Here is a 23,020-nt window from a genome sequence, read left to right as displayed (position 1 = left end):
CGGGCTCATTGAGCCCGTCCGGCGATTGAGGACGAACCGACCGCCGGGCGGACCCGGCACGGCGCCGTCGCCTACCGGACCGGACCGGGGTCCGGGGCCTGCCCCGGTTTCGGGAAGGGGCGGGATTGGGGAAAGGTGCGCCTACCGCACATCCGGCGGTCGCTGACGTGGCATGTTCGGCCGCGTCCCCGGCGGCAGCGGGAAGCGCCCCGGGTGCAGCCCGCCGGCCTCCGCCCGCCCCGCACCCCCCATCGCCAGCGACTGCGTCACCAGCGGCGCGGGCCCGGCCCGGTACTCCACCATCCAGTCCGCCGTCTCCGCCCGCACCAGCTCCGTGACGTCCTCCGAGAACCTCCGCAGCAGCCCCAGGCACCGCTCCGCCGCCTCGCTCGCCGTGCCGTCCGTCGGGCCGAGCACCTCCCGTACGCACTCCGACGCCCAGTCGTACTGGAGCGCCTGCAGCCGCCGCTCCACCGCCTGCGCCGTCGCGACGTTCCGCATCCAGCCGGACGTCAGCCCGAAATACCGGTCGCAGCCCAGACAGGCCGCGGCCAGCAGCAGCGACAGATACCCCCAGCCGGTCGCCGTCCCGCCCAGCACGCCCGTCAGGTCCAGCAGCGGCAGCGACGCGCCCGCGACCACGCCGAGCGCCGTCGCGGCCCGCAGGGCCCGCGCGCAGCGGCGCTTGCGTACGCGCTCCGCGCGGTAGCGGGCGACCGTACGCAGCGCACCCGCCTCCGCCCACCGGTACAGCTCGTCGAGCCGCCGCGTGGGCTCGCTCCAGTCCCCGACGGGGAAGGCTCCGGGAAAGGCCCCGGAGACGGCCCCCCACGGCGCGGCCCCCGGCCCCGCAGCACCCCCGCTCCCGCTCCCATTCACACTCCCCGGCGCACCCCGCGCCCCCTCGTCCCGGGCCGGCCCCCCGGGCTGCATGTCCGGCTGGCTCACCGGGGCTCCTCTGCGTAACGGCGTGGCTGAGTGGAAGATGGAAACGTGGAACGGAACGGATGCGCGGCTACGTGGATACGAACGCGTACCGCACTTCCTACCGCCGAATGGTGGGCCCCGCGCCCGAAATCCGGGCGCTTCCCCCGCGTGGGGGCCGTGATCAGGTAGAGGAGCCGGGCACTCTCACTCGAAAGAGTTCGTTCCTGTGGGGTAGGACGGCCTGCGTGGTGACCACGTAGGCTCGACCTGCCGAACATCCGACGTCGATTTGCCAGGAGTGACCGTGATTCCCGGTGGTGGCCAGCCCAACATGCAGGAGATCCTCCAGCAGGCCCAGAAGATGCAGCAGGACCTCGCGGCGGCCCAGGAGGAACTGGCCGCGACCGAGGTCGACGGCCAGTCGGGCGGCGGTCTCGTGAAGGCGACCGTCAACGGCTCCGGGGAGCTGCGCGGCCTCGTCATCGACCCCAAGGCGGTCGATCCCGAAGACACGGAGACGCTGGCGGATCTCGTGATCGCCGCGGTCCACGCGGCGAACGAGAACGCGCAGCAGTTGCAGCAGGAGAAGCTGGGCCCGCTGGCCCAGGGTCTCGGCGGAATGCCGGGCCTGCCCTTCTAGCGGGGCGCCGCAGCAACTACCGTACGAACAGCCGACGAGCCGACCAGCGACACAGCGACCCGAACTACCGCTCCAGGAAAGGCAATCCGTTGTACGAAGGCGTGGTCCAGGACCTCATCGACGAACTGGGCAGACTGCCCGGCGTCGGTCCCAAGAGCGCGCAGCGGATCGCCTTCCACATCCTCCAGGCCGAACCGACCGACGTCCGCCGCCTCGCGCACACCCTGCTCGAAGTGAAGGACAAGGTCCGCTTCTGCGCGGTGTGCGGCAACGTGGCGCAGGAGGAGCGGTGCGGCATCTGCCGCGACGCGCGCCGCGATCTGACGGTCATCTGTGTCGTCGAGGAGCCCAAGGACGTCGTCGCCATCGAGCGCACCCGCGAGTTCCGCGGCAAGTACCACGTGCTCGGCGGCGCGATCAGCCCCATCGAGGGCGTGGGCCCCGACGACCTGCGGATCCGTGAGCTGCTGACCCGTCTCGCCGACGGTACGGTCACCGAGCTGATCCTGGCGACCGATCCCAACCTGGAGGGCGAGGCCACGGCCACGTATCTCGCCCGCATGATCAAACCGATGGGCCTGCGCGTCACGCGCCTTGCCAGCGGTCTCCCCGTGGGGGGCGACCTGGAATACGCCGACGAGGTCACGCTGGGGCGTGCCTTCGAGGGGAGACGACTTCTCGATGTCTGACGCCACGCTGCACTCCACCACGCAGGACCCGGACGACTTCGCGGTCCAGATCGCCGATCAGGTCGAGAGTTTCATCGTCGCGGTCACGGAGGTCGCGAAGGGCGACGAGCCCGACAGCGCCGTGCCTTTCCTGCTCCTGGAGGTCTCCCAACTGCTCCTGGCCGGCGGCCGGCTGGGCGCGCACGAGGACATCCTTCCCGACGAGCGGTACGAGCCGGACCTGGGCCCGGAGCCGGACGTCGACGACCTGCGCGAGCGCTTCGCGGTGATCCTTGAGCCGATCGACGTGTACTCGGAGGTCTTCGACCCGTACGAGCCCCGCAAGGCGCCGGTTCCGTGCCGTATCTCGGACGACCTGGCCGACATCGTCGCCGACCTGCGCCACGGCATGGCGCACTACCGCGCGGGCCGGACGACCGAGGCGCTGTGGTGGTGGCAGTTCTCGTACTTCTCCAACTGGGGCTCCACGGCCTCGGCCGCACTCCGCGCCCTCCAGTCCCTGGTGGCCCACGTCCGCCTCGACCAGCCCCTCCCCGAGCTCGACGGCCTGGACACGGACCAGGACCTGGGCGAGGACGCGCTGGCGGAGGAGGCGGGCAAGGTGATGGCGGAGGAACTGGGCACGCTGGGCATGCGACCGGTGGCGGACCCGGCGTAGGGGCACCGCATCCTTCAGGCCTGCCCGAACGGCGCCCGGACCCGCGCCGACCATCCCCGCTCGACTGGGGCGTCGCCTCGGACAACGCTCAACTGATCGTGTCCGCGCGGGAGTTCATCGACGGGCTCACCGGTCACCGGTAAGGCCGGATGCCCACCGTGACATCCATGTCGAAGGCGTTCGCCCCCGCCGCGGACGGCAGCCCCAGGGCCCGGTCGAGCACGCGGCTCAGGGGGCCGCAGCCCCGCGTGGCCGGGGCGGCGAAGGCCGTGTCCTGGGCGCCGAAGGCGACGACCAGTGGGTCCTCGGATATCACCCGGGTGGGATCGGTGTCCTTGAGCACCAGGTGGACCGCGTCCTTGTCGCTGCCCACCGAGCAGCCCGACGACGGCCGGGCCGGCGGCCCGTACGCCGAGCCGATGGCGAACTTGATGTCGAACTCGCCGCGCCGGGTGTCGTCGGACAGGAAGTCCGAGTAGCCGCCGTACTGCGGAGTCAGGGTCAACGGAGTGCGTCCCACCCGGATGGGTGCGGCGGTCATCTCCCCGAAGACCTGCCGGAATTCACCGTTCACCCGGCCTTCGGCGAAGGTGATCTTCATCGGCTTGGTGAGCGGTTCGTCGACGTCACCCATGCGCAGATGCCCCGTGGCGTGCATGACCTCGCAGCGCCAGGTCCCGGGGTCCGCGCCCGCGGGCAGTTCCTCGGCGGTCGGGCAGGCGGAGAAGTCGAACACCGGCGGATCCGCCGCCCGTTCGGCTCCCTGCGCGGGTGCGGCACCCAGCGCGAGTCCGGCAAGCAGGGCCCCCGCGGCGGCACTTGCGAAGCGGCGGACGGTGCGGTTCAAGGTCACTCGGTTCGGCGTCATACGTCACAGCATTGCAGAATTTTCTCTGCATAGGAAGTTCTGCAGAGAAAATTCTGCGATTCGGATAGACTGCTGCCATGACGAACGAGCGGAGAGCGAACGAGCAGGGAGCGGAAGACGCGGAGCGGCACACGGTCGACAGCCCCAAGGTGCTCAAGGCCCTCTCCCACCCCCTGCGCCTGCGCATCCTGCGCCACCTCGGCACGGCGGGCCCGGCCACCTCGACCACCCTGGCCGCCGCCCTCGACGAGAACACCGGGACGCTCAGCTACCACCTGCGCGTGCTGGAGGGCAGCGGCCTCGTCGAGGACATCCCCGAGCGCTCCACCGGGCGTGAGCGCTGGTGGCGCGGGGTGCGCGGCCTCGACATCCGCAGACCGCCGCAGGGTGAGCTGACGGAGGCCGAGCGCGCCATGTCGGTCGAGCTGGACCGGATGAGGATGGAGGAGGACGTCGAGCTCGCGCGGCAGTTCACCGCCGGCCAGGCGGAGTCCGAAGGCTGGATGCGGGGCTCACGCAGCCTCACCCACCTCACGAAGGCTGAGCTGGGCGCGTTCCACGACGACTACCTGACCCTGCTCGCGCGCTACGCCCACGGCCCGGAGGACGCCCCCGACGACGCACGCCCCGTACTCCTCCGCTGGTTCGGCCTGCCCGCCGACTGACGCTCAACCGGCCGTTTCCGCGGGGGCGTTCAGCGCTGCGGCATGAACTCCCTGATGACCTCGACGAACTGGGGAGGCGCCGGAGGCATGGGAGTCTCGACGAACCCGCCGAGCCCGACGTCGTAACGCTGCCCCCACGGCGGATCGACGACGTGGTACCCGTCCTGGCGCACCTGCTCGACGTTGCGCTGAACGGCGGGCTTCCGCCACATCTCACCGGCCATCACCGGGAAGAACACCACGGGGAAGTCCGCGGCCGTGATCGTCGCGGACAGCATGTTCGGTACGGCGCCCGTCGCGGTGACGGACAGCATGTTCGCGGTGGCCGGCAGGACGGCCATCATGTCGTGTTCCGCGGCAAGGGTCTCGTGGTTCTCCCGGGCCCAGTCGTCCGGGGTCGTCCCCGTCACCACCCGGTCCGCGAACAACCCGACGGTGTGCGGGGGAAGGAAGATGCCCGCCGTATGCGTCATCACGACGGTGACGGTCCCGGTGAACGCGCCGCGCAGAGCGCTGATGTACATCGGAAGCATGGCGACGGCGGCGGAGCCGGTGGCACCGATGAGCAGGCGCCCGCCGAAGGGAGGAGGGGTGTCAGTGCTTGTCATCCCCCCAAAGTCGTTCACCACCGCTCACTCGCCTGTGCCGCAACACGGCAGGACGGCCGACCGGCCGCGCCGACCACACGACCGGCTCAAAGGTGGTGGCGGACCAGAGCTGAGGGGGTACGGCGCTTCCTCCGGTACGCCGCCGCTACGGGTAGGTCGTGACGACCGCCATCAGGAACGTTCCCTGCGCGGCCAGTTGGACCACGTACGCGGTCCCGCCCACAGTCTTGCGCGGGACGCAGAGGACGGTCACCCAGGCGATGCCGGCGACCAGGAGGCTGCCCTGGTACAGCCAGCCGGGGTTGCTGTCGCAGCCGCCGTACGTGAGGCATCTGCCGGCGCGCTCGCCGGTGAGGGCGAGGATTCCCGCCAGAATCGTCGCGGGCACCAGCAACAAGGCAGAGACGGTGGCCCACTTGCGGAGTCGACGGGTGGCCTGCGCTGCGGTCGGGTCGGCGGCGTTCATGGTGTCGATCAAAGCGGGCCCGGGCGCCCGTCGCATGAGCCCGGCTACTCAGACGCGCCAGGGGGGCGGGACCCCGCCGGGAGGTCCCGCCCCCGTCCTCAACGGGGCGGTGCGGCCGGGCTCAGAAGCGGTCCGGGGCGCGTTCCGCGAGCGGAGAGCCGGGGAGCACGCCGCTCCGCTTCTGGTTCTTCCGTGCCTCCGCGTTCGAGGCGGGTGTCGCCTGGCAGGTCACGTCCTTCGCCGGGAGCTTGCCGGTGAGCAGGTAGTCGGTGACCGTGCCGTCCGTGCACGCGTTGCCGTTCGGGTAGACGCCGTGGCCCTCGCCGCCGAGGACGGTGAGCATCTTCGAGCCCTTCAGGTCGGCGTGCAGGGCCTGGCCGCTGGGCAGCGGGGTCTGCGAGTCCCACTCGTTCTGGACGATCAGGGAGCCGACCTTGTTGTTCACCTCGGTCGCCGGTTCCTTGGATCTGTCCCAGAACGCGCAGGGCTTGATGCTGGACGCGAAGTCACCGTAGAGCGGGTAACGGCCCTTGTCCTCGATGGCGTCCCGCCGATAGCTCTCGGGATCCCTCGACCACGCGGCCGAGTTGTCGCCGCAGACCACGGCCAGGAAGCTCGCCGTCATGTTGTCGGACGGCACCTCGGCGGCAGCGGCAGCGCCCGTGGCGCCCGTGGCACCCGTGGCACCCGTGGTGCCACCGGTGAACGCCGCGAGCTTCTTCGCGGAGGCGGGCTGTCCGGCCGCGGCCTTCTTCAGCTCCACGACTCCCTCGGCGGCGTACTTCGGGGTGAAGACCGCCCCGCGCATCCCGCTCCGGATGTCATCCCCGGTGTTCGGGTACCCGTCCAGCTCGATGGGCTTCTCGTCGGCCTGCGCGACCAGGTCCCAGAAGGTCCGGTCGACCTTCTTCGGGGTGTCACCGAGGCCGTACGTCTCCGAACGTTCGGCGGCCCACTCGGTCCACCGGTCGAACGCGGGCTCCGCGCCCTCCGCCCACCACTGGATCATCCCCCGCCAGGCGCGCGCCGGATCGACCGCGCTGTCCAGCACGAACCGGTCGGCCCGGCCCGGGAAGAGCTGGGTGTAGACGGCGCCCAGGTAGGTGCCGTACGAGTAACCCACGTACGAGATCTTCTTCTCACCGAGGACCGCCCGGAGCAGATCCATGTCGCGCACGGTGTTGCGCGTGGTGATGTACGGGAGCGTGTCGCCCGCCTTCTCCTCGCACTTGTTCGCGACGTCGCGCGCCCAGGCGACGTCCTTGTCGAACGTCTCCTCCTTGTAAGGCCGCAGCCAGTTCTCCTCCTCCGGCTTCAGACCGCAGGAGACCGGGCTGCTCTCTCCCACCCCGCGCGGGTCGAAGCCGATGAGGTCGTACTTCTGCTGTGCGGACTCGGGGAGGCTCTCCCGCATCCCCAGCGGCATGTAGAGCCCCTGCCCTCCGGGGCCACCGGGGTTGGAGAACAGGACACCGCGCCGCTTGTCGGGCGCGGTGCTCCTGATCCGGGATATGGCCAGGTCGAGCCGCTTGCCCCCGGGAACCCGGTAGTCCAGCGGGACCTTGATCGTGGCGCACTCGAACTCCGCCGGAGTGGCCGCGTCGCACCGCTTCCACTGCGGCTTCTGCTTCACGTACCGGTCCAGAGAGCCCTTGGCGGTCGACGGGGTGGCGGCCGGAGCGGCGGTGGCCGTCGAGGTGGCGAGCGCGGGAGCCAGCGTTGCCGTGACACTGACGGCCAACAGGGGTCCGAGCCATCGTCGCCATCGTCTACGCACGTATTCGTTCCTTCCGGTCGCGTGTTCGGACAGGAACGATGATTCAGGTGGCGTACGTCGGGAACATCGGCCGCGCGGCCCCAACTCCCCTCCGTCTTGGGGGTGATGTGACGGCCGTGGATGGTCCCCAGGGCGTAGGGGCCGATGGGGTCGGCCGGTTGTCAGTGCCCGCTTTTATATTGACGCCATGGAGATCACCAAGCGGACGCTCTCGGAGGCCTGGCAGCGGACGGCCGCGCGACACGCCCTGCTCGACGAGGTCGCGCTGCCGCCCGTGGCGCTCTCGGACGACGAGCTGGAGGAGTGCGCCGAGCGCGCCGAGGAGGCGGGGGAGGGGGAGGACGGCGGCCTGTGCCTGCTGCTGGACGAGGACGGCACGGTGCGCGGCCGTCACGGTCCCTACCGGGAGGTCTTCGCCACCCGCGACCTCGAACAGGCGCTTTACCTGATCGCCGAGGCCGCGATGCGCCGGCGCGGCGGCAGCCTCCAGGAGGTGGCCGACATGCTGGGCCGGATCGATCCGGCGTGGGGCAGACGGTTCCTCGGTGGCGGACTGGACGACACGGGGCCGGTCGAGGCGTGCGGGCGCGACCCGCTCGATGGGCTCGCCTGGATAGCCGGGTCCTGGCGTGAGCAGGACCCGTACACGACGCTTGCCTTCTTCCGCGCGGCGCCCGGCCGCACGGTCGACGCCGAGCGGCTGGCCCTGCTGTACGGGGCCGACCCCGCGCAGGTCGCGGCCGGTACGCGCCTGAGGGACCTGCGGGCCGTGGACGGCGGCCGGGCCCACTGGGACCGCCAGTGGGAGAGCTGCTGTTTCGGGCAGGCGGGCGGGTGGACGTTCCTGCTCCACCACGCCACGCCGCCGGGGTCCTTCGCCGACAAGGAGGCGTACGCGGCGCTCGGGATCAAGGAGAGCGTGTGGCTCACCGCCACCTCCGCGAAGGCCATCTACACCTTCGACTACATACGGGACGGACGCCGCGTCGATGACGACTGGGGCGTGCTGGAGCTGATCTGGTACGAGCGCGGCAGCGCCCCCTATCTGCGGGGCGGTGAGTTGGACTTCCTCAACAGGGCCGTGCGCCGTGCCGAGTTGGACCACCCCGAACTGACCAACACGTTCGAGCTGTACTTCCACGCCTTGGAGCAGTCCCTCGGCCTGCGTCTGCCACGCCGGGACTTCGCGGAGGGGGAGGTACGGGCCGCGTACTGGGGTCCCTAGCGGGTGAACTACGGCGGCGCGTAGCGGGTGGCGACGGCGGTGGCGCGGTCGTGCAGGGCCGTGCGGAGCCACTGCGGGGACAGGGCTTCCGCGTTCATGGCGAGCTGCCACAGCGCCCATTCGGCGTGGCCCGCGTCCTGGAAGGTCACCTCCAGCCGCAGCAGGCCGTCCGCGTCGGTCTGCTCGGTGAGGACGGCCAGCGCGGTGCCCACCAGGTCCTCCCGCCGGGCCGGGTCCACCCGTACCAGCGCGGTGACTTGGCGGTCGCCGCCGGTCCGGAACCGTGTGCCGCGTTCCTGCCAGGCCCGGTCCAGATCGACCCGGTCCGGTCGCTGCGCGGGGTCGGGGAGTTCCTCGGCGTCCAGGATCCGGGACAGCCGGTAGGTGCGGTCCGCGCCGGATCGCGTGGCCAGCAGGTAGCCCTGGTCGCGTACGGTGACCAGGCCGATCGGGTCCACCGTGCGCCACTTCGGGGTCTGGTCCACCGCCGCGTAGTGGATGCGCAGCTTGTGCCCGGCGAACACCGCGCGCCGGACCTCGGCGGCTATGGGGCCAGGCACCTCCTCGGCGTCCAGCCGACGTGAGAGGAGGTCGGTCTCCGGGTCGATGAGCAGTCGCTCGGCCACGCCGGCCGCGGTGTCCCGATGGCTTTCGGGCAGCGCGTCGACCACCTTGAGCATGGCCGAGGCGAGCGCCGGGCCGAGGCCGAACGCCTGCGCGCCGCGCCGCGATCCGGCGACCAGCAGGGCAAGGGCCTCGTCGTGGTTCAGTCCGGTCAGCTCGGTCCGGAAACCGGGCAGCAGCGCGAATCCGCCGTGCCGGCCGCGTTCGGCGTACACCGGGACGCCGGACGCGGACAGCGCCTCGATGTCCCGCAGCACGGTGCGGGTGGACACCTCCAGCTCGCGGGCCAGCGTGTCCGCCGTCAGCCGACCGCGCTGGCGCAGCAGCAGGACCAGTGAGACCAGCCGATCGGCGCGCATACGAAGACCGTAGAGGAATACGTGACATGGGGTGTCGTGATTCGTTGGGAGGCTCCTCGGGAGTCGTAACTCGCCCACACGAAGGAGCATCAGATGGGGTCCCAACTCAACCCGTACATCGCTTTCAACGGGAACGCGCGGCAGGCGATGGAGTTCTACCACGAGGTGTTCGACGGCGAGCTGGAGCTGGGCACGGCCGCGGACTTCGGCCCCCCGGCGGCGCCCGACGCGCCCGACGCGCCCGACGCGCCCGACGCCGCCAAGATCGTGCACGCCCGGCTCGACACCCCGGGCGGCTACACGCTGATGGCCTGGGACGTGCCGGAGGGGGTGCCGTACCACCCGGGCAGCAATGTCGCGGTCTCCCTCGGCGGCGACGACGGCGAACTGCGCGGCCACTTCGAGAAGTTGTCCGTCGGAGGCACCGTGACCATGCCTCTGGAGAAGCAGGCGTGGGGTGACGAGGCGGGCGCGCTCGTGGACCGGTTCGGGACCACGTGGATGGTCAACATCACGCAGAGGCAGAATCGGCAGAACTGATCGACCGGACGGACTGAACGGACGACCCGGACGGACCACCCGGACCGACTGAGGGGGAGCACGCGTGCCCGAGATCGAAGTCGACCTCGTACGAAGGCTGTTGGCGGCCCAATTTCCGCAGTGGAGCGGGCTCGGGCTCGCGCGGCTCGCCGACGGGGGGTCCGATCACGTGATCTTCCTGCTCGGTGACGACATGGCCGTACGGCTGCCGAGAGGTGACTGGGCCGCAGGGCAGGCGCGCAAGGAGCACGCGTGGCTGCCCCGGCTCGCGCCCGAGCTGCCGTTGGCCACGCCCGTGCCGCTCGGGCTCGGGGTGCCGGGGTTCGGGTATCCGTATCACTGGTCCGTCGCACGGTGGCTGGAGGGGGACGTCGCGACGGCGGACGGGTTCGCCGATCCGGCGGGGGCCGCCGCCGAACTCGGGAGGTTCCTCAAGGCACTTCAGCGAGTGCCGACCGTGGCCGACGAGGACCACGGCCTGAGCCGCTGGTCGCTCGTGGAGCGCGACGACGCGACCCGTACCGCCATCAAGGCCCGCACCGGTGGCGTCTTCACCGACGCCATGACGCGCGTGTGGGACGCCGCGCTGGCGGCTCCGGCGTGGGACGCGGCGCCCGTCTGGTTCCACGGTGACTTCCACACCGGCAATCTGCTGACCGTCGACGGGCATCCGAGCGCCGTCATCGACTTCGGCGGGCTCGGCGTGGGCGACCCCGCCTGCGACCTGATGGTCGCCTGGACCACCCTCTCCGCCGCGACCAGACCCGTCTTCCGCGCGGCGCTCGGCGTGGACGACGCCACGTGGGCGCGGGGGCGGGGGTTCGCGCTGGCGACCGGGCTGAACGCGTACACGCACTACGCGGCCACCAACCCGCGCGTGGCCGCGCAGACCCGACGCCAGATCGACGAGGCCATCGCCGATGAGCTGACGGATGTGTCGACCGACATCTGGATCTGAACGGACGTCCCCCTTCCGCCGTATACCTCCATATACACCGGCGTTCTTACGGAGGTTCCGTGATCGGGAAGATCATCCAGTGCGTCGTTGCCGGAACCCTCGCCGCAGGCGGCCTCGTCGCGGCCGGCGGCATCCCGGCGAGCGCCGCCCCCGTCGCGCCGCCCGCCCCCGCCGTCACCACCATCGCCTGCCCGTCCACCGCCTGCGTCCGCCTCGCGAGCGGTCTCGGCGAACCCCTCAGGGTCGCGCCCGACGGGCAGGGCAGCGCCTATGTCACGTACCAGAACGGCGACCTGCGCAAGGTGGACCTCGCCTCCGGCGCCTCCGCCGTCGTCGCGCGCGGGCTCGGCAATCTCCGTGGCATCGACGTCCACGGCGGCAGCGCGTACGTCGTCGACTTCGGCGGCAGTCTCCAGCGCGTGGATCTCGCCACCGGCGCCCGGCAGGTCCTGGCCTCCGGGCTCGGCGCGCTCCAGGCCGTCGTCCACGACGCCGCCGTCGGCAGCACCTATGTCACCGGCGGGGACGGGCGGTTGGTGGAGGTACGGGACGGCCGCGACCCCCGCGTCGTCGCCGACGGCCTCGGCCTGTCGCAGGGCATCGCGCTCGACGGCAAGGGCAACGCGTACACCGCCGACATGATGGCCGGGCGCGTCCTCCGTACGAAGCTGGCCACGGGCGCCACCGAGACCCTGGCCTCGGAGACGTACGAGCCCACGTCCATTTCCGTCGGCCCCGACGGTCAGGTGTACTTCGCCGTGGCGGACCAGGTCACCCGCCTGGACCCGGCCACCGGCCGCAAGGTCCACTTCGCCGACATCCGGGGCCTGAACTCCGTCGGCTTCACGATGGACGAGCGGGGCGACGCCTACGCCACCGACCTCGGGGGAGGCGGCGGGTCGCTCTGGAGGATCCCGGGTCTGGGCCGATGATGAGGCGTGGTCTGCGTGCTCGGCGTGGTCGGCGCGGCTGACTGGCCCGGTTCGCGCGTGTGACCCGGCCCACGTTCCGCGTGGTCCGCGTCAGACCGGGCATGGATGTCCACCGGGCAGCCGCCCCGCCTTCCTGGGTGACCTCGGACGACCTTCTTGGGTGATCAAGGCGTGAGCGGGACATCTCACGATGCGATATACCTCAAGCGGAATGCGGCTGCTCGTTAGACTGAGCCGACCGCAGTGATGAACGACTGCGGCATGACTGATCGAGGAGCGCACGTGGGCCTTGTCGTGCAGAAGTACGGAGGCTCCTCCGTTGCCGATGCCGAAGGCATCAAGCGCGTTGCCAAGCGAATCGTCGATGCCAAGAAGAACGGCCACCAAGTGGTCGTCGTGGTATCCGCGATGGGCGACACGACGGACGAGCTGACCGATCTCGCCGAGCAGGTGTCCCCGATCCCCGCGGGTCGGGAACTGGACATGCTGTTGACCTCGGGAGAGCGCATCTCCATGGCGCTGCTGGCCATGGCGATCAAAAGCCTGGGCCACGAGGCCCAGTCGTTCACCGGCAGCCAGGCCGGTGTCATCACCGACTCGGTCCACAACAAGGCGCGCATCATCGATGTCACGCCCGGCCGCATCCGTACGGCGCTGGACGAGGGCAACATCGCCATCGTCGCCGGATTCCAGGGTGTCTCGCAGGACAAGAAGGACATCACCACGCTCGGCAGGGGCGGCTCCGACACCACCGCCGTCGCCCTCGCCGCCGCGCTCGACGCCGAGGTCTGTGAGATCTACACGGACGTCGACGGTGTGTTCACCGCCGACCCCCGCGTCGTCCCGAAGGCCCGGAAGATCGACTGGATCTCCATCGAGGACATGCTGGAGTTGGCCGCGTCCGGCTCCAAGGTGCTGCTGCACCGCTGCGTCGAGTACGCACGCCGATACAACATCCCGATCCACGTCCGCTCGTCCTTCTCCGGACTGCGCGGCACCTGGGTCAGCAACGAGCCGCAAGGGGACCAGCAGGTGGAGCACGCCATCATCTCCGGAGTCGCCCACGACGTCTCCGAGGCCAAGATCACCGTCGTCGGCGTTCCCGACAAGCCGGGCGAGGCCGCCGGGATCTTCCGCGCGATCGCGAACGCGGAGATCAACATCGACATGGTGGTCCAGAACGTGTCCGCCGCGTCCACCGGGCTGACCGACATCTCCTTCACCCTCCCCAAGACCGAGGGCCGCAAGGCCATCGACGCCCTGGAGAGGGCGAAGGGCACGATCGGCTTCGACTCGCTGCGCTACGACGACCAGATCGGCAAGATCTCGCTCGTCGGCGCCGGTATGAAGACGAACCCGGGCGTCACGGCCGCCTTCTTCGAGGCGCTGTCCGAGGCGAACGTGAACATCGAGCTGATCTCGACCTCCGAGATCCGGATCTCGGTCGTCACCCGCGCCGACGATGTGAACGAGGCCGTGCGCGCCGTGCACACCGCCTTCGGCCTCGACACCGAATCCGACGAGGCCGTGGTCTACGGAGGCACCGGACGATGATCAGAAGTCGCGGAAGCGCGGGCCGATGAACGGCCGGCCGACGCTCGCGGTCGTAGGCGCGACCGGGGGCGTCGGCGCCGTCATGCTCCAGATCCTGTCGCAGCACGCCGACGTCTGGGGCGAGATCCGCCTTCTCGCCTCACCCCGCGCGGCCGGCCGCAAGCTGGCCGTACGGGGCGAGGAGACCGAGGTCGTGGCGCTCAGCGAGGCCGCGCTCGCCGGCGTGGACGTCGCGCTGTTCCTCGTACCGGACGCGGTGTCCGCCCAGTGGGCACCTATCGCGGTCTCCCAGGGCGCCGTCGTGATCGACGCCTCCGCCGCGTTCCGGATGGACCCCGACGTACCGCTCGTGGTGCCCGAGCTGAATCCGCATGCCGTACGGCTCCGCCCGCGCGGCATCGTCGCGAGTCCGGGCTGCGCCACGCTCTCGATGATCGTCGCGGTCGGCTCGCTGCACGCCGAGTTCGGGGTGCGCGAGCTGGTCGTCTCCTCCTACCAGGCGGTCAGCGCCGCCGGACAGGACGGCATCTCGGCGCTGCGCAGGCAGATGTCCGTGGTGGCCGGTACGGAGCTGGGGACGAACCCCGGGGACGTACGGCGTGCGGTGGGCGACATCACCGGGCCCTTCGGCGGGCCGCTGGCGCTCAACGTCGTGCCGTGGGCCGGGTCGCTCATGGAGGACGGCTGGTCGTCGGAGGAGATGGCGATCCGCGAGGAGACCCGGAAGATCCTCGACCTGCCCGATCTGAAGGTCGCCGTGACGTGCGTGCACGTCCCCGTGATCACCGCGCACTCGCTCGCCGTGCACGCGCGCTTCGAGGGGCCGGTGACGGTGGACCGGGCGCACGAGATCCTGGCGACGTCGCCGGGTGTGGTGCTGTTCGACAATCCGGCGGCCGGCGACTTCCCGACGCCGGCGGACGTGGTGGGGACCGACCCGACGTGGGTGGGGCGGGTACGGCGGTCGCTGGACGACGAGCGGGCGCTGGAGCTGTTCGTGTGCGGGGACAACCTCCGTAAGGGCGCGGCGCTCAACAGCGCGCAGATCGCGGAGGCCGTGGCCGGGGAATTCACCCGGGCGTAGCCGGGGTTGGGGAGAGTTGTCCGGGCGAGGTCCGGGCGAGGTCCGGGCGAGGTCCGACGAGGTCCGGAGAGGGGGAGCCGCCCGGGGCGGCCGCCGGACGGTTTGTAGAATCTGTGAACGCCCTGTGAGCAAATCGCTGGTCTGTACCACTTGAACTGGGGTGTTCCGGTGGCGGACGATGCTCTTTCGACTTTCTGCAACCGCTGGTTGGCCGGAAGCGTCTATGCGGTCGCCCCTGTGTGGTGCCGTGGGCAAATGGGGCATGTGGGGGAGATCGGTTACGCATGAGGGCAATTGGTGCATCGTCAAATGCGGCGGCGAACGCGTACAACCCTGGGCGGGGGAAGCGTGTCCAACAGGCGTGGCAGAGGTTCTCGATTTCACAGCGGTCGTCCCGGTTCGCGGCACTTCGGTGCGGCCGACCCGTCGACCCCGCAGGCCCGGTGGTATGCCGGTGATCGCTCCCATGCCAGCGGCGCGCCCGGCCGGTATATCGGACCGGCGCGAGGGCGCTGACGACGCGATGGCAACAGGTACCACCGTCGACCACCTGACCGAGACCTACCGACAGCACTACCGCTCACTGCTCGGTCTCGCGGCACTGCTTCTGGACGACACGGCCTCCTGCGAGGACGTCGTACAGGAAGCGTTCATCCGCGTGCACTCGGCGCGCAATCGGGTACGTGAACCGGAGAAGACCCTGGCGTATCTGCGCCAGACCGTCGTCAACCTGTCGCGTTCCGCGCTGCGTCGCCGCATCCTCGGGCTCAAGCTGCTGTCGAAGCCGATGCCCGACATGGCGAGTGCCGAGGAAGGCGCGTACGACCTGCTGGAGCGCGACGCGCTGATCAAGGCGATGCGCGGGCTGCAACGCCGCCAGCGCGAGGTGCTGGTGCTGCGCTACTTCGCCGACATGACGGAGGCGCAGGTCTCCGAGACGCTCGGCATATCCCTGGGCTCGGTGAAGGCGTACGGCTCGCGGGGCATCGCGGCGCTGCGTATCGCCATGGAGGCCACGGCATGAGCGGGCACGAGCACGACCAGGACCACGAAAGGCCGGAGGGGCCGGACGGTCCGACAGCTACGTCGACTGGAAATGGAACTGTGAACAACGGGCCGGAAGAAGAACCGGGCGGAGACCTCCACAGTGTGGCCGACGGCACGCGGGGCGCGGAAGACGCCGCCGACAGTGACCCCCACCCCCCAGCAGATGTGACTCAGTCCCAGCCCCTCGCCGCGCTCTTCGGCGGTGCCGGTGCCGGTGCCGGTGTCGGCGGTAGTGCCGGTGGCAGTAGTGGTGACGGTGGGGCAGACGGCGGCGGGATCGACGACGAGCTGGCGCTGCGCCGGCTCCTGCACGGTGCCGTCCAGGAGATCGAGCCCTCCGCCGGAGCCCTCGACCACCTGCGCAGGGCGGTGCCCGCGAGGCGCGCGCGCAAGCGCCAGGCCTTCGTGGGTGTCGCGGCGGCGGCGCTCCTGATCAGTACGGCGGTGCCCGCCTTCGTTCATGTCGCGAACACCGGCAGCTCGTCGGACGACAAGTCTTTCAACGTGGGCCACGGGGAGCAGGTCCAGGGCGGCACCGGCTCCGACGGCGGCCCGAAAGACAGTGAGAAGGACGGCACCGACCCGTCGGACAAGACGGACAGCGGGAAGGACGGCTCGGGCGACAAGGACAAGCCCGAGACGAGCGACGGTGGGAACACGGGCGGTACGTCCGGTGGTGGCGGCGGCGATCCGGAGAGCAGCTTCACCAGCTCCACCGCCACGTGCGACGCGAGCCAGCTCGATGTGACGGCGGACGCGGGCGAACCGCAGGCCGACGGCACGGTGTACGGCCGGTTCCGCATCTCCAACGCCTCCGGCACCGACTGCTCGGTCAGCGGCCACGGTTCCGTCGGCTTCCTGACGACGGGCGCCGCCGACCCGAGCAAGATCGAAGTGGTGGACCACACCCCGGGCGACCCCGCGAGCGGTCTGCCCGACCCGTCGATGGAGTCGACCAGCCTGGTGCTGCCGCCCTCGGGGGCGTACGAGGTGATGTTCGCCTGGGTGCCGACCGACACCTGTCCGACCGGGGAGCCGTCACCGAACCCCTCGCCCTCGGACGGCGACCTGGGCGGCGCGACGAACGGCACCGGATCGACGCCGATCGAGCAGCCGTCCCCGCAGCTCGGCAGCGAGGAGGGACCCGAGGACGGCAGCATCGACGTCGTACACACCCCGGAGTCCGGCTCGGAACCGGCGGCGACGACGACGATCGAGAACGCGTGCGCGGGGACGATCTACCGGACGGGCGTGCTGGAAGCGTCGTGACGACGTGCGGGTCGGCCCGGCCACCGGGCCGGGCGGTGGGACCAGGTGATGCGATCCGGTGAAGCGCCCCGGTGCCGGTCCCCGCAGTCCCCGTCCCCGCACCGGACTCCCCGCGCCGGACTCCCGCGCCGGCCGGTGCTACGCGGCCGTCTCCAGGCCCAGCGCGCGGTCCTTGACCGCTTCCGTCTCGCGCCGGAACAGCCGGAACCACATGAAGAGCACGAACGCGACGAAGACGAACCACTCGCCCGTGTAACCGAGGTTCTGGAACGCCTTCAGATCCAGCCCACTGCCCTGCGGCGCCCGCGCCGGTACGGGCGTCAGCCCGTCCTCGGGCTCGGTGAGGGTGACCCAGGCGTCGTACACCTCGTAGGGCACGAGATTGACCAGCGACGCCCCGCTGATGATGCCGACCTGTCCGCTCGGCAGGCCGCCGCGGGAGTCGGCGCCGTCGGTGCCCGCGTTCTCCGGGGCCTGAAGCGCGCCGGTCACGGTGACCTCGCCCTTCGGGGCGGGGGGTACGGCCTCACCGGCCGGCAGCCAGCCGCGTACGACGGGCAGCGCCCGGCCACTGTCGGTCCGCAGGAGCGCCAGTATGTACGAGCCGGACTTGTCGTCCAACTCCCGCTTCGGTACGACGAGTTGGTCCGCGTACGTACCACTCGCCGTGGCGTGCCGACCGGAGGTCGCCTGGTCGACGGGCAGCAGCTCCGCGAGCGGCGCGGCGGCCCGCTTGCCCGGATCGGGCGCGGACTCGGCGCTCCGATGCGAGTCGACGCGGTCCTCGAAACGGCCGAGCTGCCAGGTCCCCATGAAGATGCAGAAGGGGATGGCCAGCAGCACGAAGACATTGATGCCCCACCACCGGGGCGTCAGCAGGAACCGGTACACCCCTCTACGGTACGCAGCGGGCCCGGGGACCCGTGGGGCGGGTTGGTCCTCCGCGGCCTCCGTGTCCCCTCTGCGGTCCTCCGTCGGTCCTCCGTCGGCCTTCCGCCGGTCCTCCGTCGCCGGACGGGCGGTATTCGCGGCCCGCCCGGCGATCGGGGACCCGGGAACGGGCCCAGGCGAACGCCTACCGAATGTGCCGCTCCGCGAAGTCCAGCTCCAGGGCGACCTGCTTGATCCGCTCCTCGACCACCAGGGAGCCGTGGCCCGCGTCGTACCGGTACACCTCGTGCGGCGCGCCGCGTGCCGACAGGCGGTCGACGTAGTTCTCCACCTGCTGGATGGGGCAGCGCGGGTCGTTCAGGCCGGCCGAGATGTAGACCGGCGCGCGTACCGCGTCGACGTACGTCAGCGGTGACGACGCCTCGTACCGCTCCGGGACCTCCTCCGGCGTACCCCCGAGCAGCGTGCGGTCCATGGACTTCAGGGCCTCCATCTCGTCGTGGTACGCGGTGACGTAGTCGGCCACCGGTACGGCCGCCAGCCCCACCGCCCACGCGTCCGGCTGGGTGCCGAGGCCGAGCAGCGTCAGATAGCCGCCCCACGAGCCGCCGGAGAGCACGAGCTTCGCCGGGTCCGCGAGACCCGACGACACCGCCCACTCGCGCACGGCCGCGATGTCCTCCAGCTCGATCAGGCCGACGCGGTGCTTGAGCGCGTCGGTCCACTCGCGGCCGTAGCCGGTGGAGCCGCGGTAGTTGACGCGTACGACCGCGTAACCGTGGTCCACCCAGGCCGCGGGCCCCGCCGCGAAGGAGTCCCGGTCGTGCGCGGTCGGCCCGCCGTGGATCTCGAAGACCGTCGGGAACGGACCCTCGCCCGCGGGCCGCTGCACCAGCGCGTGGATACGGCCGCCGGGCCCGTCCACCCACACGTCCGTCACCGGCACCGACCCGGGCGCCTTCGCCCCCGGCGGGTCCAGCACGACCTCGCCCGACGTGGACCGCACCACCGGCGGGCGGGCCGCCGACGACCACAGGTACTCCACCGCGCCGTCGGGCCTGGCCGTCGCCCCGGACACCGTCCCGGCGGGCGTCTCGACCTCGATCAGCTCGCGCCGCGCGAAGTCGTAGCGCCGCAGTTCGCTGCGCGCCTCGAAGCTGTGCACGATCAGCAGCGCGGACCCGTCCGGATACCACTCGGCCGATACGTCTCCGGGCAGCTCGATCGCCAGATCGGTCTCCTCGCCCGTCGCCACGTCCCACACGATCGGCTCCCAGCGACCGCGCCGCTGATGCCCGACGAGGAGACGGGTGTCGCCGTCGACCGGGGCGAAACCGAGGACGGACAGGCCGAGTTCGAGCGCGCCGCCCTTGGTGTCGTCCAGCTCGGCGACCGTCGTACCGTCGAGGCGGACCACGCGCAGCGCGGAGTGCATCGCGTCGCCGTGCTCGGTGTGCTCGACGGCGATGAGCGTCCCGTCGTGCGACAGGTCGCCGACGCCGGCCGACTCGCGGTGCCGGTAGATCTCGACGGGGGTGCCGCCGGGCGGCAGGACATGGATCGTGGAGCCGTCCTCGTCGGTGGAGCAGCCGACGACCGCCGTCCCGTCACGACCGAGGGCGAGCCCGCTGGGGTACGCCGGCTCGATGCCGGGCGCCGCGTCCTCGTCGGGGCCGCCACCGAACGGCTGTCGCTTCCAGACGCCGAACTCGTCGCCGTCGGTGTCGCTGAACCACCAGATCCACCGGCCGTCGGGAGTCAGCACGCCGTCCGTGGTGCCGTTGGGGCGGTCGGTGGCCTGCCGCTGGGCGCCGGTGGCGCGGTCCCACGCGTACAGCTCGTACGTCCCCGTCGCGTTGGACACGAACAGCGAACGGTCGGGGGCGTCCTCGGCCCAGTCGGGGAGCGAGACGCGGGGCGCCCGGAAACGCTTCTCCCAGTCGGGTGCCGAGGCGTTGTGCGGCTCGTGATCGTTCTTCTCAGTCATGCGCCCCATTCTGCTGCTTGCGGACCCGCCGTTCAGGGCGTCCGAGCCAGTACGAGGTCGAACGGCCGGCCGTAGTGCACCGGTGTTCACGCAGGCGCCCACGTAGACGCCCACGCAGGCGTCCGCGCTGGCGTCCGCGCTGGCGTCCGCGCAGGCGTCCGCGCTGGGCCGAAGGCGGCACGCGGCTGAAGTCGCGCTCCTCCGGAAGGAGTTGGTGGTCGATGAGACTGTCCAGCTCGTCCTTGAACTCCTGATTGGGCCCCATGGGTGCCTGCCGCCTTCCGTCGAGTCGTTAGCACGACCGTACGTTCAGTTTCTACAGAAAACTAGCCGAACGGTCGTGCTAATATCCCGGCACCCGACTTGAGGAGAACGTGGCATGGACTTCACGACGACAGCTGTCCGTACGGCCCTGAACAGCGCGTCCTACGTGTCACCGGGCCTCGCCGGCCGGGCTGCCTTCCGCCTCTTCAGGAAGCCGCGCGGCCGCAGCCGCCTCCGGCCCGACGAGCGCCCGGTGATGGAGCGGGCCGAGGTGGGAGAGGTCGCCGTCGGCGGGGAGAAGGCCGTCAGTTACCGGTGGGGGACGGGTGAACGCCCGGTGCTGCTGGTGCACGGCTGGGAGTCGCGCGGCTCACGCTTCGCCGCGCTGGTCTCCGAACTGCTGGACCTCGGCCTCAGCCCGGTCGCCTTCGACGCGCCCGGCCACGGCGAAGGCGCCGGCGAGAGCATGACGATCGTCGATCTGCGCGACATCGCCTGGGCGCTGGACGGCGAGCACGGACCGTTCGAGGTGGTCGTGGCGCACTCCCTCGGGGTCACCGCGACGTTCCTCGCGCTCCGGGACGGCGGCCTGCGGACGGAGCGTGTTGTGGCGATCAGCGGGGTGCCCGACTTCGGGTATCTGGTGGACGGGTTCTGCGCGCGGCTGGGGCTGCGGGCACGGCTGAACGCCGGGCTTCGCAGGCGTATCGAACGGGAGTTGTTCCCCGGCGAGGGGGACATCTGGTCGCGTTTCGCGGTCCCGCGCACTGTGGCGGAGGTAGGGCGGCCGCTGTCGGTCCTGGTCGTCCACGACGAGGACGACGACATGGTCGATCCGGCCCACTCGCGCGCCCTCGCCGACACGTTGGGCGATCGGGCGGAGCTGGTCGTCACGCGGGGGCTCGGCCACCGGCGGATACTCGGTGACCCGCAAGTCGTGTCATCCGTAAGGGACTTCGTGGTCAGGGAGTGGGCGGCGCGAGCGCCGGCCCGGCCGGATCCGTCGCCACTGCCCGCAGCCGGTTGAGAACGGCCTTGGCGGCCTTGGCGTAGCAGCTGAAGTCGTCGTGCAGGACGGACTCGGCGTTGGCGCCTTCGAGGAGCGACACGATCTCGAAGGTGAGCTGGGGGACGTCGGTGTCGGCCGTAACCTCGCCCGCCTGTTTGGCGTCCTCGATGTTCTGCCCCACGAACGCGGTCCAGTCGAGGCGCGCCCGCGCCACGGCGTCGTGGACCTTGCCCTCGCGTGCGTCGTACTCGGCCGAGACCGAGTAGAAGAAGCAGCCGCCGGGAAAGACCCGGCTCTCGGAGTAGGTGAGCCACCCGTCGCACAGCCGCCGCACCCGGGCGAGCCCGGCGGGCATGTCCAGGACGGGCCGGACGACATGGTCGACGTACACCTTGGCGGCGGCGCGCACGGTGGCGAGCTGAAGCTCCTCCTTGGAGCCGAACAGGGCGAACACCCCGCTCTTGCTCAGCTCCAGCTCCCCGGCCAGCCGGCCGAGCGACAGGGCCCCGAGGCCTTCGACCGAGGCGATCCGGACGGTGTGCTTCAGGATCAGTTGACGGGTCTGGTTCCCGCGCGCGATGCGTCCGTCGGTGCTTGTGGCTGTCACACGCCCAGTGTACTAACCGAACGACCGTGCGGTCATTGCTCGCGCCGTGGGCGGGCTCTCGACGACGGCCGATTGTCAGTGGCGCGGTGCAGACTCTGGGTATGACCGAGCTTCGGAGAACGGTGGAGACGTACTGGGCCGCCGCGGACGCCCGCGACTGGACGACGTTCGCCGACACCCTCGCGGACGATGTCGTCTACGACCTGCCGCAGACGCGCGAGCGGATTCGCGGCAAGGGGACGTATCTGCGCTTCAACCAGGAGTATCCGGGGGACTGGCGGGTGCGTACGGAACGGATCGTGGCCGATCCGGACACCCGGCAGGTGGTGACGTGGCTGCGTGTCACGGTGGGCGGGGAGGAGACGGTGCAGGAGATGTCCGCGGTCAGTTTCTTCACGGGCGACGCCGAGGGCCGGATAGCGGCGGTCACGGACTTCTGGCCGGAGCCGTACGAGCCTCCGGTGGGCCGCGAGCATCTGGTGGAGCGTTACTGATGACTGAACTCGCAGGTGGCGACACGCGTGGCGTGGCCGTGGTGACGGGTGTGGCCCAGGGCATCGGCCGCCGGGTGGCCGAGGTCCTGGCAGCGGAGGGATACGCACTGGTCCTGGCCGACATCGTGGACCCGGTGGACACCATCGCCGCCGTCCGCGCGGCCGGGGCGGACGCCGTGGCCGTGGTCGGGGACGTCGCGTCGGAGGCGTACGTGACCGGGCTCGCCGCCCAGGTCCGCGAGCGCTTCGGCCATGCCGACGTGCTCGTCAACAACGCGGGTGTCTCCCTGCTCGTCCCGGCCGAGGAGACCACGGCCGACCAGTGGCGGCGCGTCCTGGACGTCAATCTCACCGGCCCGTTCCTGCTGTCCCGCGCGGTGGGCCGGCTGATGCTCGACGCGGGCGGCGGCTCGATCGTCAACATCGCGTCGATCGCCGGACTGCACGGCGTCTCCGACCGCGCGGCGTACAACGCGAGCAAGCACGGCCTGATCGGCCTCACGCGCACGCTGGCGGGGGAGTGGGGCGGCAGGGGAGTACGGGTCAACGCGGTCTGCCCCGGCTGGGTGAAGACGGAGATGGACGCCGCCGACCAGGCGTCCGGCGGCTACACGGACGAGGACATCGAGGAACGGGTACCGATGGGGCGGTTCGCCGCGCCGGACGATATCGCCCAGGCGGTGGCGTTCCTGGCGGACCCGGCACGGAGCGGTTTCGTGAACGGCGCCGCGCTGCCGGTCGACGGCGGCTGGACGGCCGACGCGAGCTGGACGTCGCTGCGCCTGCGCAAGCGCTGACGCCCCGAAGGACAAGGACGAGGTGACGACCACGGACCACCTCGCCGAGCCCCAGCGCGACACGGGGACGCTGTTCCTGGA

The 23,020-nt window shown here is 71.0% G+C and carries 24 protein-coding genes; 15 read left to right on the top strand and 9 right to left on the bottom strand.

Features of this window, described 5'->3' with window-relative positions; translation table 11 throughout:
- Positions 1–141 precede the first annotated feature (141 nt).
- Positions 142–948 carry an SLATT domain-containing protein gene (locus ACFT9I_RS16335; protein ID WP_382564715.1) on the bottom strand — a complete coding sequence of 269 codons (807 nt, stop codon included), beginning with the start codon at positions 946–948 and terminating at the stop codon, positions 142–144.
- A 283-nt stretch (positions 949–1,231) separates the two neighbouring features.
- On the opposite strand from ACFT9I_RS16335, the gene ACFT9I_RS16330 reads away from it, so the two are divergent.
- The 3 genes from ACFT9I_RS16330 to ACFT9I_RS16320 all read left to right on the top strand — a co-directional run bounded on the left by ACFT9I_RS16330 (position 1,232) and on the right by ACFT9I_RS16320 (position 2,914).
- Positions 1,232–1,567: a YbaB/EbfC family nucleoid-associated protein gene (locus ACFT9I_RS16330; RefSeq protein ID WP_382564713.1), complete on the top strand. Its 336-nt coding sequence runs from the start codon at positions 1,232–1,234 to the stop codon at positions 1,565–1,567.
- Between the two features lie 89 nt (positions 1,568–1,656).
- Positions 1,657–2,256 (top strand): recombination mediator RecR, encoded by a 600-nt coding sequence (gene recR / locus ACFT9I_RS16325; RefSeq protein ID WP_382564712.1) that lies wholly within the window; start codon positions 1,657–1,659, stop codon positions 2,254–2,256.
- Complete coding sequence (locus ACFT9I_RS16320) at positions 2,249–2,914, top strand: DUF5063 domain-containing protein (protein ID WP_382564710.1); 666 nt, start codon at positions 2,249–2,251, stop codon at positions 2,912–2,914. The genes recR and ACFT9I_RS16320 overlap by 8 nt, the downstream gene beginning before the upstream one ends.
- A 133-nt stretch (positions 2,915–3,047) precedes the next feature.
- On the opposite strand, the gene ACFT9I_RS16315 is transcribed toward ACFT9I_RS16320, so the two are convergent.
- Positions 3,048–3,782, bottom strand: coding sequence for a hypothetical protein (locus ACFT9I_RS16315; protein WP_382564708.1), 735 nt, complete (start codon positions 3,780–3,782; stop codon positions 3,048–3,050).
- A 77-nt stretch (positions 3,783–3,859) separates the two neighbouring features.
- Between ACFT9I_RS16315 and ACFT9I_RS16310 the strand changes: the two genes are divergently transcribed.
- Positions 3,860–4,447: an ArsR/SmtB family transcription factor gene (locus tag ACFT9I_RS16310; RefSeq protein ID WP_382564706.1), complete on the top strand. Its 588-nt coding sequence runs from the start codon at positions 3,860–3,862 to the stop codon at positions 4,445–4,447.
- A 29-nt stretch (positions 4,448–4,476) separates the two neighbouring features.
- On the opposite strand, the gene ACFT9I_RS16305 is transcribed toward ACFT9I_RS16310, so the two are convergent.
- The 3 genes from ACFT9I_RS16305 to ACFT9I_RS16295 all read right to left on the bottom strand — a co-directional run bounded on the left by ACFT9I_RS16305 (position 4,477) and on the right by ACFT9I_RS16295 (position 7,298).
- Positions 4,477–5,055 carry a flavoprotein gene (locus ACFT9I_RS16305; protein WP_382564704.1) on the bottom strand — a complete coding sequence of 193 codons (579 nt, stop codon included), beginning with the start codon at positions 5,053–5,055 and terminating at the stop codon, positions 4,477–4,479.
- Between the two features lie 145 nt (positions 5,056–5,200).
- Positions 5,201–5,521 (bottom strand): hypothetical protein, encoded by a 321-nt coding sequence (locus tag ACFT9I_RS16300; protein WP_382564702.1) that lies wholly within the window; start codon positions 5,519–5,521, stop codon positions 5,201–5,203.
- Between the two features lie 121 nt (positions 5,522–5,642).
- The gene (locus ACFT9I_RS16295) at positions 5,643–7,298 is read right to left on the bottom strand and encodes an alpha/beta hydrolase (protein ID WP_382564700.1); all 1,656 of its coding nucleotides are present in this window, start codon (positions 7,296–7,298) and stop codon (positions 5,643–5,645) included.
- 187 nt (positions 7,299–7,485) lie between these two features.
- Between ACFT9I_RS16295 and ACFT9I_RS16290 the strand changes: the two genes are divergently transcribed.
- The gene (locus ACFT9I_RS16290) at positions 7,486–8,523 is read left to right on the top strand and encodes a hypothetical protein (RefSeq protein WP_382564698.1); all 1,038 of its coding nucleotides are present in this window, start codon (positions 7,486–7,488) and stop codon (positions 8,521–8,523) included.
- A gap of 8 nt (positions 8,524–8,531) precedes the next feature.
- Here ACFT9I_RS16290 and ACFT9I_RS16285 read toward each other — a convergent pair whose 3' ends face one another.
- Positions 8,532–9,506: a helix-turn-helix transcriptional regulator gene (locus tag ACFT9I_RS16285; RefSeq protein ID WP_382564696.1), complete on the bottom strand. Its 975-nt coding sequence runs from the start codon at positions 9,504–9,506 to the stop codon at positions 8,532–8,534.
- 93 nt (positions 9,507–9,599) lie between these two features.
- Here ACFT9I_RS16285 and ACFT9I_RS16280 point away from each other — a divergent pair, with 93 nt between their 5' ends.
- The 7 genes from ACFT9I_RS16280 (at position 9,600) to ACFT9I_RS16250 (ending at position 16,890) form a co-directional block, all read left to right on the top strand.
- Positions 9,600–10,046 (top strand): VOC family protein, encoded by a 447-nt coding sequence (locus tag ACFT9I_RS16280; RefSeq protein WP_382564694.1) that lies wholly within the window; start codon positions 9,600–9,602, stop codon positions 10,044–10,046.
- Positions 10,047–10,110: 64 nt separating this feature from the next.
- Positions 10,111–11,004 carry an aminoglycoside phosphotransferase family protein gene (locus ACFT9I_RS16275; RefSeq protein WP_382564692.1) on the top strand — a complete coding sequence of 298 codons (894 nt, stop codon included), beginning with the start codon at positions 10,111–10,113 and terminating at the stop codon, positions 11,002–11,004.
- Positions 11,005–11,063: 59 nt separating this feature from the next.
- Entirely contained in the window at positions 11,064–11,936 is an 873-nt protein-coding gene (locus ACFT9I_RS16270) for a hypothetical protein (RefSeq protein WP_382564689.1), read from the top strand.
- A 282-nt stretch (positions 11,937–12,218) separates the two neighbouring features.
- Positions 12,219–13,490 (top strand): aspartate kinase, encoded by a 1,272-nt coding sequence (locus ACFT9I_RS16265; protein ID WP_382564721.1) that lies wholly within the window; start codon positions 12,219–12,221, stop codon positions 13,488–13,490.
- Between the two features lie 25 nt (positions 13,491–13,515).
- Positions 13,516–14,574, top strand: a complete 1,059-nt coding sequence (locus tag ACFT9I_RS16260) for an aspartate-semialdehyde dehydrogenase (protein WP_382564687.1) — start codon at positions 13,516–13,518, stop codon at positions 14,572–14,574.
- A 361-nt stretch (positions 14,575–14,935) separates the two neighbouring features.
- Positions 14,936–15,598, top strand: coding sequence for a SigE family RNA polymerase sigma factor (locus ACFT9I_RS16255; RefSeq protein WP_382564685.1), 663 nt, complete (start codon positions 14,936–14,938; stop codon positions 15,596–15,598).
- A gap of 188 nt (positions 15,599–15,786) precedes the next feature.
- Positions 15,787–16,890 carry a DUF4232 domain-containing protein gene (locus ACFT9I_RS16250; protein WP_382564683.1) on the top strand — a complete coding sequence of 368 codons (1,104 nt, stop codon included), beginning with the start codon at positions 15,787–15,789 and terminating at the stop codon, positions 16,888–16,890.
- A 138-nt stretch (positions 16,891–17,028) separates the two neighbouring features.
- On the opposite strand, the gene ACFT9I_RS16245 is transcribed toward ACFT9I_RS16250, so the two are convergent.
- Complete coding sequence (locus tag ACFT9I_RS16245; protein WP_382564681.1) at positions 17,029–17,781, bottom strand: SURF1 family protein; 753 nt, start codon at positions 17,779–17,781, stop codon at positions 17,029–17,031.
- Positions 17,782–17,965: 184 nt separating this feature from the next.
- On the bottom strand, positions 17,966–19,768 hold the full coding sequence (locus ACFT9I_RS16240; protein ID WP_382564679.1) for a S9 family peptidase: 1,803 nt from the start codon (positions 19,766–19,768) through the stop codon (positions 17,966–17,968).
- A 379-nt stretch (positions 19,769–20,147) separates the two neighbouring features.
- On the opposite strand from ACFT9I_RS16240, the gene ACFT9I_RS16235 reads away from it, so the two are divergent.
- Entirely contained in the window at positions 20,148–21,059 is a 912-nt protein-coding gene (locus ACFT9I_RS16235; protein ID WP_382564677.1) for an alpha/beta hydrolase, read from the top strand.
- Here the strand turns inward: ACFT9I_RS16235 and ACFT9I_RS16230 are convergent.
- On the bottom strand, positions 20,995–21,648 hold the full coding sequence (locus ACFT9I_RS16230) for a TetR/AcrR family transcriptional regulator (protein WP_382564675.1): 654 nt from the start codon (positions 21,646–21,648) through the stop codon (positions 20,995–20,997). The genes ACFT9I_RS16235 and ACFT9I_RS16230 overlap by 65 nt on opposite strands.
- 101 nt (positions 21,649–21,749) lie before the next feature.
- Here ACFT9I_RS16230 and ACFT9I_RS16225 point away from each other — a divergent pair, with 101 nt between their 5' ends.
- On the top strand, positions 21,750–22,142 hold the full coding sequence (locus ACFT9I_RS16225) for a nuclear transport factor 2 family protein (RefSeq protein ID WP_382564673.1): 393 nt from the start codon (positions 21,750–21,752) through the stop codon (positions 22,140–22,142).
- The gene (locus ACFT9I_RS16220; RefSeq protein ID WP_382564672.1) at positions 22,142–22,939 is read left to right on the top strand and encodes an SDR family NAD(P)-dependent oxidoreductase; all 798 of its coding nucleotides are present in this window, start codon (positions 22,142–22,144) and stop codon (positions 22,937–22,939) included. Before ACFT9I_RS16225 ends, ACFT9I_RS16220 begins: the two co-directional genes overlap by 1 nt.
- The last annotated feature ends 81 nt before the right edge of the window (positions 22,940–23,020 follow it).

Source organism: Streptomyces sp. NPDC057137, from assembly GCF_042670825.1.
Lineage (GTDB): Bacteria > Actinomycetota > Actinomycetes > Streptomycetales > Streptomycetaceae > Streptomyces.
Note: the sequence above shows the minus strand (reverse complement) of the source record. Positions and strands in the feature narration are given on the sequence as shown.